The following is a 14,298-nucleotide window of genomic DNA, read 5'->3' on the forward strand; positions in this document are numbered from 1 at the left end:
TACCTATCAAATTTATATATTTTCTTAGAGAGCTTGGCTTAATGGCTTAATTGGTCTGTAATGCCTATCTAGCAAGGGTTTCCACTTAGCCAACACCCTAAAAAGCCATTGGCATAATGGCTTAATCAGGATAATTTATTTACTCATTAAGCCACTATGCCACTACACAAAACCCTATCATGCTTAATGGAAAGCCTTTTATAGCAAGGCTTTCAAGGTGATTAAGCCATTAAGCCACTTAGTCACGCTTCTAGTAATAAAGGGTTAATTAAGATGTATCGAGTTCTCCCTACTGATTCAACTTTTATATATTTCCCTAGAAGTCTTGCGATTCTGCGATTTCACCCTCTAGCCCTTGTATAGCAAGGCTTTCAATATCGCAATCATGTGATTTGCGGTTTTGCGTTTTGCGATTCCTTGTATCAATCGCAAAGGAATCGCAACTTATCGCAGTGCTATCGCAACCTATATTGCGATTCTCAAACCCTTATGTAGTAAGGCATACAGCTTGAAATCGCAAAAACGCAGTCATTCTAGTAATAAAGGGTTTAATTCAATGTATGTGGATTTGTTGATAGTGACCAATCGAACATAATTAAATTCGATCAATTCATTGATACAAGGGTCAAACTCTTTGGCTTTTCTAAGGTGTGATGGAGCGCCTTTCATAGCCAATGTTTTAGAAAGGCTACTGGTCTTTTGTTCAATACATTTACGTATAAGCCACTTAATCAATCGCTCAGCATCACTTTCCGTTTTGACCTCAATATCTGCATACATCGCCCATTCATTGAGTGAGTGCTTAACGACTTCACAAGCCCCTGTTAATGTTTTGGCATCAATCCGCTGTAAACCCTCAAAATAAGCGAATACAGTAGCCAAACGCCGTGCTAATTGGCTTGCTCTACTGGCAAACGCCTGTAAATATTCATAGCGTTTACCTTTGCCCTGTAGTTCCTCAAACATGTTGTAGAACGATGCATCTATTTCCCTTGCTTCATCATTCATAGGAATGACATAGCGCCCATTGTAAAGTTCTTGCCCTCCTTGTGGTCTAGGACAGTCATCCAGTAAATATTCACAACGTGTCCAATAAGCAATAAGCCTATGGTCATGATTGGCGTTTTTAGATCGGTAGATGGCATCTTGTAGGCGTGTACCTGCCAAGTTTTCAGGGATGGTTAAAATGAAGCGTGGTAAAAAGCCTTGCCCCCTTAACACTGGGTCTTTCAAAGCATCCGATAAAACCTCATGTTGTCCCTGTAGGTTAAAGGTCAATCGAACATCATAAGCCCGACCACTGCCGTTTAAATTGGATTTGGAGCGAGTGCGTTCCACAAAACCATCATCAAATAGCTTGGCATAGCCTCCTATGGCTTGGGTACGTGTATCTCCTTTCATGGTATAGCCACCAAAGAATTGACCCGCCTCATCACTGGCAATGGATGCATTATTTAATATGCCATCCACATATAGCCCTGCAATAGATTCTAAAGTGATGTCACTGTATAGGGTGCTAGGGTCATGTGGTGGGGGATTCTCTGCGCTATAGGCTTCTTTATCCTTTTTATTCAAAGAGGCTTGACCGCTTTTCCATTGTTCTAAGTCACGGCGGTATAGCTCATATTGTTTACGCTCATGCTGAATAATGGCCTTGTCTGCCATATTACGACTGGTACTTTTACGGCTTCCGCTTTGCCCCTCAGTGAGTAGATATAAACTACATGGCTCACCTTGAGGGTTGAATGGGTGCGGTGCATTTACGTGGGCTTGAGCGATATGTGACATAGCACCTATGACGCATTGAGCTGTCATGCCGATTGGCGCTTGCACATGCTCAGCAATAGCAATAACGGCATCCCTTGCCAGTGGCGGTAATGCATGGATTGGATAAGTGCTATTTACGGACGTTTCAGGTTGAGCCAATGGTAATAGTTCACCCCATTGACCAGAGGATGATAAACGCTTGATAGATTCATCAATGAAGATGGCCACATCCTCTATGCCATCATCCTTGTACAGCTCAATAAGGTAATCGGTTTTAATGCCTTGCTCATCAATCACGATATGTTGATTTAACAAACGAAGCGCCGTGTCCTGTTCTAACTTTTGAAATCCTTCGAGCTGGACATGCTCGGGGCGTACTGGCATATAGAGCTTGGTGTATCCTGCCTTTGAAAGCTGATTAATCGCGTACTGCATTTGCTCAAAATCAAAGGGCTTAAACTCGGTATGTTGAGCATCACATAGGCTCGGTAATATGACCAATGCCACGGCGTAGCCTGTCTGTGCAATCTTAAAGAATGCCTCTAGGTTATAGGTGACGATGATAGGCTCTGCATGGTCAAAATGACCATACCTTGCAAAGCCTTGAGCCAGTCCATCAGGCATGACCTGTACACGTTGGCCATCCTGTAATACGGCACATTGCACAAGATTTAATTGCCCATCATAGATAGGCAGAATTAAAGGATTGTCATAGCTCACGCCGTTTATATCTACATTGCATTGGTCCACATAGATCGGCTGTGATGGACTACCAAAACGCTCAATGATGGGATGATTTAGATATGTTTCATCCGATGGATCTAGCAAGGTGCAATTTGCTAAGATGGTATCGGGTTTGATGGAGGTGGTGATATTCATAGTGTCACCGCCTTTTTATCTGCTTTCCATTCAGCTTCGTATGCTTCCGTTTCATTGGAATAATGACTTAAGCGGTTTTCAGCAATGTATTGGTACATATCTACAATATTTTCTAAGGCATGAAAGCCAATAATATTTTGATGGCCAGCTTCTTTTTTTATGTCCTTCAAGCGCTTTTTAATATCTGTAATTGCAACACTCATCCACTGCATATCGCACTCAGCTAATGAATAAGCATCAACCATATCGCCAGCATCATAGTTCTTAGATGTGTTTTGAGCGTTATTTGAATTAGACATAATCACACTCCCCATACTTTTTTAAGCATTGAAGAGATGCGTTTGCTTAGACTTGGCTTATGTGCAAAGTCGGCAGATTGAATGCGTTGACGTGTAATTTGATGGATATTTTTAGGCATGAGAATGCGCTCCTGAGTTTGGAGCTCTGCCAATTACGACCAAGTAATTTAGGTGGCAAAGCTGAAAGGGGTTGGTCGACCAGTAACTCAGGTGACTGGCAAGCGCGAACGCTTCCCCCTCCAGCTCCGCCATAACATGCGAACGCATAGAGATATTACGCATACAAAAAAAGCCCGTTAAGCGGACTGTATGCGCTGAGTATTCATAGCCGACCAAAGCTAACTTTGAGATTTTGCTCAAAGCCTGATTAATATAACCATACTTTGGTATGTTAGCAAGATCCTTCAATCGATTTTTCATGCTTCAAACCCCTCTATAAGCGTGTCACAAATACGTTGTAAGCTACCGGCATGAAGAACCAATACATCCTTCGCTCTGGGATTCTTCATAAGCTGGTCCATACCCTCATTAATCGCCTGTACCCCAACCCCAATAGAGATTAATTCGACAAAGCTACAGGCCTCACCAGTTACGATTAAGTCCGCTTCAGTATCCATTTCATCATTGATCCGGTAAGAGACCATTACGATATCTTTCATGTTTTAGGCCTCCAGGACATTTGTTTGATGAGACAATACAGGGCGACTAGATCTAAAGTTCTGAGCAAATAGATTTAATGCTGTTTTACGCTGTTCATAGGTACATTGGGAGCCAATTAAAATTAGATCCTGTGCTTCCAACTCAGCCAGTAAGTCCAGCTCATCATATGAGAGTGCGTCACGATCTAACCCGGTGAATTGACCTGTTATGGCCCAATTAATCAATCGGGCTTCATTCATGTAGTGATGGGGTTTTGTTTCTTTACCTTGTTGCTGTCTAGACAATTGCAATACTGCTGATACTGCCTTATAGGTTGCAGCAGCTTGGTGACGCAAACGGCGTTTATCAAATATTGGATGGCTGCCGCGAAGTAAATGATCGATCTGCTCATCACACCAAAGAGCGAAATCAATATCGAGCCATTGGGCAAAGCGTACTGCTAACTTGGGATGAAGCCATGTACCTTGGGTAAAAGAACTAGAATTACCCTTCTTGGTTTTTATAAAATTTGTGATACCAGATAATCCCGTATCACTTTTTTGCTTTTCTCTTTTAACTAATGCCTCAATATATCGCTGAGTGTCAGGCAAATTAATCCAATCGTTAGGACGTTTGTTGAATCGCTTTGCTGCTTCTGTAGCATTAAACCAGCCATTTTCATTGAAGCTGAGTGGTTGGCCATTGTATTGAGAGATGATTAAACCTTTCATGCTCTAGCCCTCACTGCACACGGTTGATATGGATATTTGAATCAATCAAAACGCCGTCATTTGATAATCCGACCTGCTGGCGGTTGTCCATCATTTGCAATAAACGCTGTTCCGCTTCTTCAAAAGTAATGCCGAAATGCTTTGCAATGTCCTCTAACTGGTACATAGGTTCGCCATCATCCGTATAACCGCTTACTGGTGGCAATAGGTTTAACTCTTTTGCCTTTTGGTGCATCTCTGCTTTGATATGTTCAGGCGTGTAATGCAGTGTGAGCATGAGTGCTTGCTCAGTGATGGGGTGGTCATCGCCGTACTGTTTAACCATATTTTTATAGTGGTCAAAGGCTTGGAAAAATTCAGGGGGTGTATGAGTTTTCACTGTACTACCCCCTCAAAAGTAAGTTGTAAATTGGCTTTGCATGTGTCGATACGCACGGCGTTTAAATGCTTTTCATGTTTACGGCGGTGCATACCAAGACTGTGAAATGTGCCTTTTTCCTTGGATACTTTTTCTTGCATACAAAGTCGGTTTAATTCATCAAAAGCAGTTTGTCTTGCTGAATATGAGCCTGTCTTGCGAATAGTCGGCAGTACCTCTGCAAATACCCAGTTTTGGAAGTTGAGAGCTTCCTTTTTATTAGATCGGAAGATAACTCGATATAAATTCGGCTCATTAATAAATTTGAGTTTTTGAATACCGCCATTGGTAGGGGTGTGGTAATCCGCCACACCCTTTGGATCTAATGCGCCATTTCGCTTAGGGGTTTCGTTTTTAACGTACCCCCTTTGAATCTGTAATAAGTCCGATGATCTTGAAATGTCTAAAACCTTACATACATCAGTTAAACAAAACCACGGTTCTTGATTATCATCTAGGACAACTCGAACGCCGTGTTCATTGAAATTAAAAATAGATGGATTCATGCCTGCACCTCTTTTAGCTCATAACGTGCATGTGTGCCTTTGTTATTCAGGTTTGGCTCTTGATGGGTCACGATGTCGTAACCTTGCTTGCGTAGGCGCTCTACAACGGCACTGAGGCGGAAACAATCAAAATGGTGAATCGCCTCTGCCTGTGAAAGGGTCTTACCTTGTTTGAGGTGGTTTAAGATTTGGGTTTGATGATTTGTATTCATGCCTTGCCCCCTATAGTGATGTCATCGAGTAGGGTTGAGAGGTGGTGCATTGCCTGTTGTTCTGTATCCAACATTTGCACGATCTGCTTAGGTGAAATATGGACTGCTTTTAGGCGTGTAGGTCGGATGTACTCGGCAAGGGCATCAATGCCAGCTTTCATACTGCGCTGATAATTGGTATCCAATACGCCGTATAGGTCATTTAAAGTGGCTGAGGTTTCTTTTAACTGGTCATGATTAATCGTAGTCACTAAATCACGGTTATAGACATCCTTTGCCACGGCGTTTAATTGCCGACCGGCATTTAGGGCAATAGCTTTTATTTGGGTCTTAGTCATGAATTAAGCCTCCAAAGTTGCATTGGTGGCTCTGTGATTCGCTACACGTTCAGCAATCCATTTATCAATATCAGATTCAATCCATGCCACACGGCGCTCAGAAAGATTCAAGCATTGTGGAAATTCACCTGATTTCATCATGGCATAGATAGATGAAGCCCCAAGCCCTGTTTTGGCTTGTACTTCTTTACGGCGGATTAGACGTTGATTTTCGTTTTGTTGATTTTTAGATGTAGTCATCTAAACATTCTCCAGTAATGGAAATGCCTAGACACAAAAAGAAAAATAGAAATGTTTTAGGGTTTTAAACCAAGTCTTATCAGATAGATATAGCTTTTAGTCACTATTCAATACGTTCATTGACTAACAATGAATGCTTCTCAGACTATACAAAGTGTTTACTTTGCGTCAAAGGTTAACTATAGTTTTACCTATAGGGTAAGTCCGCTTACCTGTATCGGAGTTCCGATAAAACTTGTTTTTAAGCTGTTTTTACATTCCTAAGTTCTCTTAGTTTTGTGTCGTGGTAGACAAAGGTTTAAAAACAATTGGCAATAGGAAAGGTCGAAGATTCCTAAAGCCACCAGTTCCAAAAAAAGGGTCAAGTAGGTCGAATTGCTTGGCTCTTTTTCTTTATTGAATCAATTAGAACGTATTATTCCTAGTTGATTTCTATAATTACTTTATAAGAGTTATGCTTAAATGGCTACCTCTTTCCCCAACAACTGCGTTAAATCTTGTCGTGTAGCACCATCTATTTGCTGTTTATCGACTTTTATATATACGAACCTAGCAATACCAAGCTATACCTAGCTATACCCAACAATACTGATCAATAATTTTTCCATATTACAAATAGATACAATTAAGCCCCTTTAGCCTCATTAAAAAAGATCAAGTTTTGTTCATAAATCACGCTAAAAATATAATCACTCCACTGTGACATCATCAGTACACGCTCTTTCTCATATTTCGCCTTGTTATAAACACCACGAACGCCTCTCATGGTATGGTTTAAACAAGCCTCAATTGCATCACTATTAAAACCCTGCTCATTTAAGTGTGTACTGGCTGTACGGCGTAAATCATGCACTGTGAAATCAGGTATATCTGTTAATGCTAGAGCCGACTTTTGCGCCGTGTTAAATGCATTACTGCTGATATGAGTACCTGACTTTCTACCAACAAATACATAAGGCTCATCGCCTGCAATGGTCTTTAATTCTTTAAATATCTCGATGACTTGATCTGACATATAAACGACCATTTCACGGCTATGACCTGTCGCACTGTCAGCCTTTGTTTCAGGGATAAGCCATATACGGCTATCAAAGTCGATATGCTCCCACTTGGCCCTCAATAGCTCTGACTTTCTAACCAATGTAAGCAATGACAGCAATAAACCTAATTTACGTGGGCGGTAAATACGTGAGTTTAAAAGGGTAGTGTAGTAAGTACGAATTTCACTGGTACTTAAATATCTATTTCTAGGTACTGCTTTATAAATATGCCGTGATGGGATTGCTTGAACGACATTGTATTGCACAAGGCCTAATGTCATAGCGTAATCAAGCATACGCTTTAATAAGCCTCTAACTTGATTAGCAGAAGCATCATAACCTTGATCTTTCTTGCGCCATATCACACGGCGTACATCATCAACATTGATTTGATCTAAGGCGATATGCCCAATCATCGGATAAATATCATTATTTAAACATAAGATCATGTTGTATGGGTTCTTACGCTCTTTTTTGATTACTTCATTTAAATAGCGTTCGCCGTAATCACTGAATAAAACACTGGTGACTTTATCTTTATTTTGTTTTGGTGAGATGCCTTTAGCGACCAATAGGGCTGATTCATCACGCAACTGTCTAGCATCTTTAAGCGATAGATCGGGATAACGGCCTAAAACAAGCCGTTCTTGCTTTCCATTTAATGAATAACGATACCACCATGACTTAGCGCCAGTCGTTGTTATGTCTAAGAACAAGCCGTTCGCTACTGCATCTTTAGCTGTATATCTTTTTTCACCAGTCTTGAGATTTTTGACCTCTCTATCGGTAGAAAAAAGAATCTTGTCTGCTTTTGCCATAACTTAGTCACCATATAAAAATACAGTCACTTTTTAAGACTGTGACTTATTAGTGACTAAAAAAATCATAGCACTGTATGAATATATTGAACACTATTGAATAACCATAAGGTATATAAAAAGCATTAAGTATCTATTAATTAATACTTTTTATATACATATTGGAATCTATTAGAACTTATTGAATAATGTTATAAATTGAAATTACTTTCCAATACAAAACGAACCAAAGATCTTACCCAATAAATCATCGGCACTAAAATCACCCGTGATTTCACCGAGGGCATTTTGTGCTAATCGTAATGACTCTGCCACTAGCTCACCCGCATTAAACACCACCAGTTGCTCACGTGCCTCGGCCAAATAACGCTGAGTGCGCTTCATTGCATCTAAATGGCGTGTTCGAGCAATAAAGGTATCTTCTTCTGGTTGGAAGCCTGCATGCGCTGTGATCGCATCTATGAGCGCCTGAACGCCCATTTCTTGCTTGGCAGAAACACAGATCTGGCGGAAACCTTGATAATCGCTTAGTTCAGCACGTTGCCCCGTTAAATCGCATTTATTTCCAATCAACAATAAGCGTTTCGGCTCCAAATGGTCCGCAAAATATTCACGCGCCAATTGTAACGGTTCATCTGCTTGATTTAGGTCATATACCAATAACAAAAGATCTGCTTGTTCAATCTCTTTGATGGCACGACGAATACCTTCTCGCTCAACAATATCACCTGTTTCACGTAAACCAGCGGTATCGGTCAAGGTCATCGGTAAACCATTCAAACTGATCTTTTCATGCAACACATCACGGGTTGTTCCTGCGATATCAGTCACAATGGCGCGTTCATGCCCCGCCAATGCGTTTAATAGGCTGGATTTGCCTGCATTCGGTTTACCTGCGATCACCACCTGCAAACCTTCACGTAACAACTGCCCTTGACGCGCAGATTGCTGTACAGCGTGAACAGAACTTTGCACATCATCCAATAACGCTAAAATTTTACCATCCGCCAAGAAATCAATTTCTTCTTCAGGAAAATCAATTGCAGCTTCAACATGCAACCGTAAGTGAATGAGTTTTTCTAAAACGGTATTAATTTTGGTTGAAAATGCACCCTGTAATGAGCGTACTGCTGAACGTGCTGCCGCTTGAGACGTGGCATCAATCAAATCCGCAATCGCTTCAGCTTGAACCAAATCCATTTTGCCATTTTCAAAAGCGCGCATGGAGAACTCACCCGCTTTGGCTGCAATTGCACCTAAATCAAGTAAGCGTGCCAGCAATGCATTTTGAATCACAGGACCACCATGTCCTTGGATTTCAACCACATCCTCACCAGTAAAAGAATGCGGATTTGGAAAACACAAGATAATGCCTTCATCCATCACTGAACCATCCGCATCATAAAACTTGCGAAAGCCAGCCATACGTGCAGCAGGTAATGTTTTTTGTGTAAGTTGTTCAGCAATCACATAGGCTTTCGGTCCAGACAGACGAATCACCCCCACACCACCACGACCTAAAGGTGTAGCGATCGCAGTAATTGTGGTTTGATGTTGCATATTATTCACCTAACAACCCTAATATTCAGCCAAAAAAAATCCGCTTAAGATTACCATCTTAAGCGGATTTATTCAGTAAAAGTTCGAGATTAAGAGGTGGTCTCAACCTTGTTGAGACGATCTTTCTCTACGCTTTTATTGATAAATGACTGTTGCAGGATCGTAATACTGTTGTTGACGATCCAGTACAGCACTAAACCTGCAGGGAAGAACAACATGAAGACCGTAAACATGATTGGCATGATACGGAATACTTTCGCTTGCATTGGATCAGTCGGTTGTGGGTTTAACATTTGCTGCACGTACATGGTAACACCCATGATCAACGGCAAAATAAACCAAGGATCCATCGCAGATAAATCTTGAATCCAAGCCAACCATGGCGCATGACGGAGTTCAACCGATTCCATCAATACCCAGTACAAAGCTAAGAAAATTGGCATTTGCAGCAATAACGGCAAACATCCAGACAATGGATTGACTTGCTCGCGCTTATACAACGCCATCATTTCTTGCGAAAAACGCATGCGATCTTCGCCAAACTCTTCTTTCATGCGTTGCATTTCAGGTGCAATCACACGCATTTTCGCCATAGAGCGATAACTTTTCGAAGAAAGTGGCCATAAAATCAATTTCACCAAGATCGTCAATAAGATAATTGACCAACCCCAGTTACCCACGATGTTATGGAAGAACTGTAAGCCTAAGAACAATAATTTAGCAATTGGCCATAACCAACCATAATCCACTGTTTGATTTAAACCAACAGCAAGATCTTTCAACTCAGATTGGATTTTTGGGCCAGAATAAAATTTAGCATCGACTTCCATTGATGTACCTGCAGGTACATTAATCACTGGAGAAGTGAAACCAATAATATTCATTTTATCAGCAGACTGACGTGATTCTAGCTTAGCAACATAAGGTTGACCATCTGCTTGAGTCAGCTTTAAATGACCTGGAATCCAAGCACTGACAAAATAATGTTGCACCATCGCAACCCAAGCATCTTTCGCATCAAGACTCAATTTCTCATCAGAGAAATTAGCAAACTTTAACTTATTATAATTTGCTTCAGGTGTACCCCATGCGCCACCCAAGAAAGTCCCTAAAGTGAAAATACCTTGGTCAGATTTGCCTGGATCATCAGAATTATCACGCTTTAATTGACCAAACATCTGACCTTGCCAGTTTTGCTGACTGCGGTTGATGACTTGGTGTTTAACCGTAATCGGATACTCACCTTGGCTAAAAGTGAAGGTCTTAATCACTTCAACGCCTTCAGGCGTTTTAAAGACCAATGGAACCGTCAAGACTTGACTGGTTGCTCCATCTTTGGTCGCCACACTTTTCGCATCTGCCAAGGTATAAGTTGTTTTTTCAACATCATACATTGGACGACCGCTACGACTACTGTCCGGTCCGTTTAAACCAATTAAACCAGATTGAGCGACGTAAGTACGGTTCGCATCATTTTCAAGCATCACAAACGGCTGATCACCGTTTTTGCTTTGATCGTGGCTTAATAGCTCAATACGAACAATATCGCCACCTTTAGGATTGATCCAAAGATGGTAGAGGTCTGTCTGTACTGAAATCAGTTGCTGACTCACAGAAGGACTTTCTGTGGCTTGTGATGCAGTCACATTTGCTTGTGGCAAGTCTGAAGCCGCGGTTGCATTTTGAGCATTTGGCAAATCTGCAGATACTTCATGCGTGGTGACAACAGCCGCTTGTTGTTGCGGTGCTGTTGCAGCATGACCATAATCTTTTTGCCAAGCCAAAATAAGCAAATATGCGGTAACAAACATGGCTCCAAGAATTGCAAATCTGGCCCATTGTTGCATATCTAATATCCCAAATGATTAGAGAAATTTTGCTTAAATAAACGATCACGAAAGGGTACAGCAACGTGATGCATTTGAGAATCTATTTGATGAAACGAAATGAAACGAAGTGCTTTGCGTGGCACGGGATCATAGCCTGAACCACCCCAAGGATGACAACGGCAAACGCGCTTGGTCGATAGCCATACACCTTTTACAGCACCATGGGTCTGTAAAGCTTCAATTGCATATTGAGAGCAAGTTGGAATATAGCGGCAACGCGGCCCCAATAATGGACTAATTGCGATTTGGTAGCATCTTATCAACCAATGCAGTAAACGTACCATTAGAGATCTCTAATTTTGGAGGGGTGTTACAACGACTTTGGAATGCTTTTTAGCTAAACGCTGTAATTTTTGCCAAGCTAAATCTAATTGTTGATGTAATTCTTGATTTGAAATTGCTTCTATACCTACTTTAGGCATTACGACAATATCGATATCAGCATTAAATTGAGCTTGATGTAAACGAAAGCTCTCCCGAGCAAGGCGTTTTATTCTATTTCGCTCATGTGCGCGACGTACCTTTTTTTTAGCAACGACAATACCCAAACGGCTATTCGGCTGTTCGGTTAATTTTGCTAAAAAAAGGAAATGGGGCTGATGCACTTTAAAAAGCGCACCATCAAACACACTTTTATAATCTGCAGCACAACGAATACGGAATTCAGTGCTAAAACTGTAAAGTGACATCACCCAAATCTGGTCAGCTTAACAGTATTAAACAGTTAAGCTATGACGACCTTTTGCACGACGACGAGCTAAAACTTGACGACCAGCTTTAGTTGCCATACGAGCACGGAAACCATGAACACGCTTGCGCTTTAATTCAGATGGTTGGAAAGTACGTTTCATATTGAAACTCCCAAAATTGATCTTTCTGTAAGGTCCGCGATTTTATGGGGCAAAGGGTCCGCTGTCAATCAAAAAGCTAAAACTTTACATATTGTTTTTATTGTTTGGCATAAAGCGAACAATTCTAATTTTATACAAAAACATCGAAAACAAAAAACATACACAAGCTATCTATTTAAATTATATCAGTATTGCGTTATATTCACAGCTTATCGACAAGCTTATACACACTTCAATTGCTGTTTTAAATTTAAACCTTGGATTTTGAATTTAAATTTCGATATGCTCAGTTATCCACATTCGCAGTGATCCTTATAAGTAAATTCAAATTTTAAAATTTAAGTTTATTATTATTAGTAAGGCTTTTTTCTGTGGAAAGTCGAGTATTTCTTAAGACAAACATAAAGTTACTCTGTGGATAACCATGTTTCTATTGATTTTATACATTGTGGATAACTTTGGACTTAAAACTATCCACAGGATGTGCTAAAAGTTATGCACAATCGGTTTAAATTTGAATTTAATTCACGAATGTTTTTTTTTCAGCGAAACTCGCCTGAATGTGCCTGACAGATGTGGATAACTTGGTTAGAATGGCGACCCCTTTGAAAGTGAAGGGGCGGTTTTTGTTTTTTTAAATTTAAAATGGATATATAGGGGATGCACATGCTCTGGACGGACTGCTTAACTCGCTTGCGACAAGAGCTATCTGATAACGTCTTTGCGATGTGGATTCGTCCCTTGGTTGCTGAAGAAGTTGATGATGTAATGCGTTTATATGCGCCGAACCCTTATTGGACGCGTTATATTCAAGACAATCATTTAGAGCTGATTTCAATACTGGCAGAACAATTGTCTGAAGGGCGGATACGTCAGGTCGAGATTTTAGTTGATTCGCGTCCAGGGACCATTTTGTCTTCGAGTGAACAACGTGAACAACCTGCCACCACGACGGCCGCGTTAAGCAGCCAACCCACACCTATTAAAATCAAAAAAGAATCTGATTTAGCCCAACCGAGTCAAAATCCAACCAAAATAGCGAAGAAAAGACAATTAAATCCGTTGTTTAGCTTCTCACTATTTGTTGAGGGGCGCTCTAACCAAATGGCGGCAGAAACCTGTCGTAAAGTGCTCACACAATTAGGTGCTTCACAGCACAATCCTCTATTTTTATATGGTCCAACGGGTTTGGGTAAAACGCATTTGATGCAAGCCGTTGGCAACGCATTATTGCAAGCAAAACCCAATGCACGTGTCATGTACATGACCTCTGAAAGTTTTGTACAAGACTTTGTGAGTTCTTTGCAAAAAGGCAAAGTTGAAGAATTTAAGAAAAATTGTCGCTCTTTAGATTTATTGTTGGTCGATGATATTCATTTATTGGCGGGTAAAGAAGCGAGTTTGGTTGAATTCTTTTATACTTTCAATGCTTTGCTCGATGAGTCTAAGCAAATTATTTTGACTTCTGATCGCTATCCAAAAGAGTTAACCGAATTGGATCCACGTTTGGTTTCTCGTTTTTCTTGGGGATTATCGGTTGGTGTCGAGCCGCCTGATATCGAAACGCGTATCGAAATTTTACTGAAAAAAGCTGAAAACAGTGGTGTTGATTTACCAAGAAACTGTGCTTTGTTTATCGCTCAACAAGTTGTTGCCAACGTGCGTGAGCTGGAAGGTGCATTGAATAAAGTGGTGGCAATTTCACGTTTTAAAGGCACCGTCATTGATTTAGATGTGGTGCGTGAATCTTTAAAAGATGTGTTGGCAATTCGTGCACGGACCATTAGTGTCGAAAATATCCAACGCGTCGTGAGTGAATATTTCCGTATCCCATTAAAAGAATTGGTTGGGCCGAAACGGACGCGTATTTATGCGCGTCCTCGTCAGTTGGCGATGGGCTTAGCGCGTGAACTAACAGGCGATAGCTTTCCTGAAATTGGAATGGCTTTCGGTGGCCGGGATCATAGTACGGTGATGCATGCCTGTGAAAAAGTGAATAGCCTACGTCAAGAAGATCCAATTTTTAATGAAGACTATAAAAACTTAATGCGTCTATTACAAAGTTAATCGCGGGTTTAATGACAATAGACCCTACTTTCAGAGTTGCAAAC

The 14,298-nt window shown here is 40.9% G+C and carries 17 protein-coding genes and 1 pseudogene; 1 reads left to right on the forward strand and 17 read right to left on the reverse strand.

The window, feature by feature from the left end:
• Positions 1-528 precede the first annotated feature (528 nt).
• From F991_RS13210 to rpmH, 17 genes and pseudogenes are all read right to left on the reverse strand, one after another.
• Positions 529-2,646 (reverse strand): DUF3987 domain-containing protein, encoded by a 2,118-nt coding sequence (locus tag F991_RS13210; protein ID WP_004672241.1) that lies wholly within the window; start codon positions 2,644-2,646, stop codon positions 529-531.
• The gene (locus tag F991_RS13215) at positions 2,643-2,945 is read right to left on the reverse strand and encodes a hypothetical protein (protein ID WP_004672242.1); all 303 of its coding nucleotides are present in this window, start codon (positions 2,943-2,945) and stop codon (positions 2,643-2,645) included. Before F991_RS13215 ends, F991_RS13210 begins: the two co-directional genes overlap by 4 nt.
• A gap of 111 nt (positions 2,946-3,056) precedes the next feature.
• On the reverse strand, positions 3,057-3,365 hold the full coding sequence (locus F991_RS17850) for a hypothetical protein (protein WP_004672243.1): 309 nt from the start codon (positions 3,363-3,365) through the stop codon (positions 3,057-3,059).
• Positions 3,362-3,604 carry a hypothetical protein gene (locus tag F991_RS13225; RefSeq protein WP_004672244.1) on the reverse strand — a complete coding sequence of 81 codons (243 nt, stop codon included), beginning with the start codon at positions 3,602-3,604 and terminating at the stop codon, positions 3,362-3,364. The genes F991_RS17850 and F991_RS13225 overlap by 4 nt, the downstream gene beginning before the upstream one ends.
• 3 nt (positions 3,605-3,607) lie before the next feature.
• A complete protein-coding gene (locus tag F991_RS16875; protein WP_004672245.1) occupies positions 3,608-4,315 on the reverse strand; it encodes a KilA-N domain-containing protein in 708 nt (235 codons plus the stop codon).
• A gap of 10 nt (positions 4,316-4,325) precedes the next feature.
• Entirely contained in the window at positions 4,326-4,640 is a 315-nt protein-coding gene (locus F991_RS13235; protein WP_051064215.1) for a hypothetical protein, read from the reverse strand.
• 50 nt (positions 4,641-4,690) lie between these two features.
• Complete coding sequence (locus F991_RS13240) at positions 4,691-5,239, reverse strand: BRO-N domain-containing protein (protein WP_004672247.1); 549 nt, start codon at positions 5,237-5,239, stop codon at positions 4,691-4,693.
• Positions 5,236-5,451, reverse strand: coding sequence for a helix-turn-helix domain-containing protein (locus F991_RS13245; RefSeq protein WP_004672248.1), 216 nt, complete (start codon positions 5,449-5,451; stop codon positions 5,236-5,238). The genes F991_RS13240 and F991_RS13245 overlap by 4 nt, the downstream gene beginning before the upstream one ends.
• Positions 5,448-5,789 (reverse strand): hypothetical protein, encoded by a 342-nt coding sequence (locus F991_RS13250; protein ID WP_004672249.1) that lies wholly within the window; start codon positions 5,787-5,789, stop codon positions 5,448-5,450. The genes F991_RS13245 and F991_RS13250 overlap by 4 nt, the downstream gene beginning before the upstream one ends.
• A 3-nt stretch (positions 5,790-5,792) precedes the next feature.
• On the reverse strand, positions 5,793-6,029 hold the full coding sequence (locus F991_RS13255; protein WP_004672250.1) for a helix-turn-helix transcriptional regulator: 237 nt from the start codon (positions 6,027-6,029) through the stop codon (positions 5,793-5,795).
• A 458-nt stretch (positions 6,030-6,487) separates the two neighbouring features.
• A pseudogene (locus F991_RS17855) lies at positions 6,488-6,571 on the reverse strand (hypothetical protein); the annotation flags it as partial.
• An 83-nt stretch (positions 6,572-6,654) separates the two neighbouring features.
• Positions 6,655-7,887 carry a tyrosine-type recombinase/integrase gene (locus F991_RS13260; RefSeq protein ID WP_004672251.1) on the reverse strand — a complete coding sequence of 411 codons (1,233 nt, stop codon included), beginning with the start codon at positions 7,885-7,887 and terminating at the stop codon, positions 6,655-6,657.
• 204 nt (positions 7,888-8,091) lie between these two features.
• The gene (gene mnmE / locus F991_RS13265) at positions 8,092-9,447 is read right to left on the reverse strand and encodes a tRNA uridine-5-carboxymethylaminomethyl(34) synthesis GTPase MnmE (protein WP_004672252.1); all 1,356 of its coding nucleotides are present in this window, start codon (positions 9,445-9,447) and stop codon (positions 8,092-8,094) included.
• An 89-nt stretch (positions 9,448-9,536) separates the two neighbouring features.
• Positions 9,537-11,294: a membrane protein insertase YidC gene (yidC, locus tag F991_RS13270; RefSeq protein ID WP_004672253.1), complete on the reverse strand. Its 1,758-nt coding sequence runs from the start codon at positions 11,292-11,294 to the stop codon at positions 9,537-9,539.
• 2 nt (positions 11,295-11,296) lie between these two features.
• The gene (gene yidD, locus F991_RS13275) at positions 11,297-11,620 is read right to left on the reverse strand and encodes a membrane protein insertion efficiency factor YidD (protein WP_004672254.1); all 324 of its coding nucleotides are present in this window, start codon (positions 11,618-11,620) and stop codon (positions 11,297-11,299) included.
• 9 nt (positions 11,621-11,629) lie between these two features.
• Positions 11,630-12,025, reverse strand: coding sequence for a ribonuclease P protein component (rnpA, locus tag F991_RS13280; RefSeq protein WP_004672256.1), 396 nt, complete (start codon positions 12,023-12,025; stop codon positions 11,630-11,632).
• A 27-nt stretch (positions 12,026-12,052) separates the two neighbouring features.
• Positions 12,053-12,187 (reverse strand): 50S ribosomal protein L34, encoded by a 135-nt coding sequence (rpmH, locus tag F991_RS13285; RefSeq protein ID WP_000831329.1) that lies wholly within the window; start codon positions 12,185-12,187, stop codon positions 12,053-12,055.
• A gap of 666 nt (positions 12,188-12,853) precedes the next feature.
• On the opposite strand from rpmH, the gene dnaA reads away from it, so the two are divergent.
• Entirely contained in the window at positions 12,854-14,254 is a 1,401-nt protein-coding gene (gene dnaA, locus F991_RS13290) for a chromosomal replication initiator protein DnaA (RefSeq protein WP_004672259.1), read from the forward strand.
• Positions 14,255-14,298 lie beyond the last annotated feature (44 nt).

Source organism: Acinetobacter sp. CIP-A165 (assembly GCF_000367985.1).
Lineage (GTDB): Bacteria > Pseudomonadota > Gammaproteobacteria > Pseudomonadales > Moraxellaceae > Acinetobacter.

Excerpts from the sequence above, each read along its gene's own strand:
- F991_RS13215 (WP_004672242.1), bottom strand. The coding sequence starts at position 2,945 with ATGTCTAATTCAAATAACGCTCAAAACACATCTAAGAACTATGATGCT.
- rnpA (WP_004672256.1), bottom strand. The coding sequence starts at position 12,025 with ATGTCACTTTACAGTTTTAGCACTGAATTCCGTATTCGTTGTGCTGCA.
- yidD (WP_004672254.1), bottom strand. The coding sequence starts at position 11,620 with ATGGTACGTTTACTGCATTGGTTGATAAGATGCTACCAAATCGCAATT.
- F991_RS13240 (WP_004672247.1), bottom strand. The coding sequence starts at position 5,239 with ATGAATCCATCTATTTTTAATTTCAATGAACACGGCGTTCGAGTTGTC.
- F991_RS13210 (WP_004672241.1), bottom strand. The coding sequence starts at position 2,646 with ATGAATATCACCACCTCCATCAAACCCGATACCATCTTAGCAAATTGC.
- F991_RS17850 (WP_004672243.1), bottom strand. The coding sequence starts at position 3,365 with ATGAAAAATCGATTGAAGGATCTTGCTAACATACCAAAGTATGGTTAT.
- yidC (WP_004672253.1), bottom strand. The coding sequence starts at position 11,294 with ATGCAACAATGGGCCAGATTTGCAATTCTTGGAGCCATGTTTGTTACC.
- F991_RS13235 (WP_051064215.1), bottom strand. The coding sequence starts at position 4,640 with ATGGTTAAACAGTACGGCGATGACCACCCCATCACTGAGCAAGCACTC.
- F991_RS13260 (WP_004672251.1), bottom strand. The coding sequence starts at position 7,887 with ATGGCAAAAGCAGACAAGATTCTTTTTTCTACCGATAGAGAGGTCAAA.
- F991_RS13245 (WP_004672248.1), bottom strand. The coding sequence starts at position 5,451 with ATGAATACAAATCATCAAACCCAAATCTTAAACCACCTCAAACAAGGT.
- F991_RS13225 (WP_004672244.1), bottom strand. The coding sequence starts at position 3,604 with ATGAAAGATATCGTAATGGTCTCTTACCGGATCAATGATGAAATGGAT.
- F991_RS16875 (WP_004672245.1), bottom strand. The coding sequence starts at position 4,315 with ATGAAAGGTTTAATCATCTCTCAATACAATGGCCAACCACTCAGCTTC.
- dnaA (WP_004672259.1), top strand. The coding sequence starts at position 12,854 with ATGCTCTGGACGGACTGCTTAACTCGCTTGCGACAAGAGCTATCTGAT.
- F991_RS13250 (WP_004672249.1), bottom strand. The coding sequence starts at position 5,789 with ATGACTAAGACCCAAATAAAAGCTATTGCCCTAAATGCCGGTCGGCAA.
- mnmE (WP_004672252.1), bottom strand. The coding sequence starts at position 9,447 with ATGCAACATCAAACCACAATTACTGCGATCGCTACACCTTTAGGTCGT.
- rpmH (WP_000831329.1), bottom strand. The coding sequence starts at position 12,187 with ATGAAACGTACTTTCCAACCATCTGAATTAAAGCGCAAGCGTGTTCAT.
- F991_RS13255 (WP_004672250.1), bottom strand. The coding sequence starts at position 6,029 with ATGACTACATCTAAAAATCAACAAAACGAAAATCAACGTCTAATCCGC.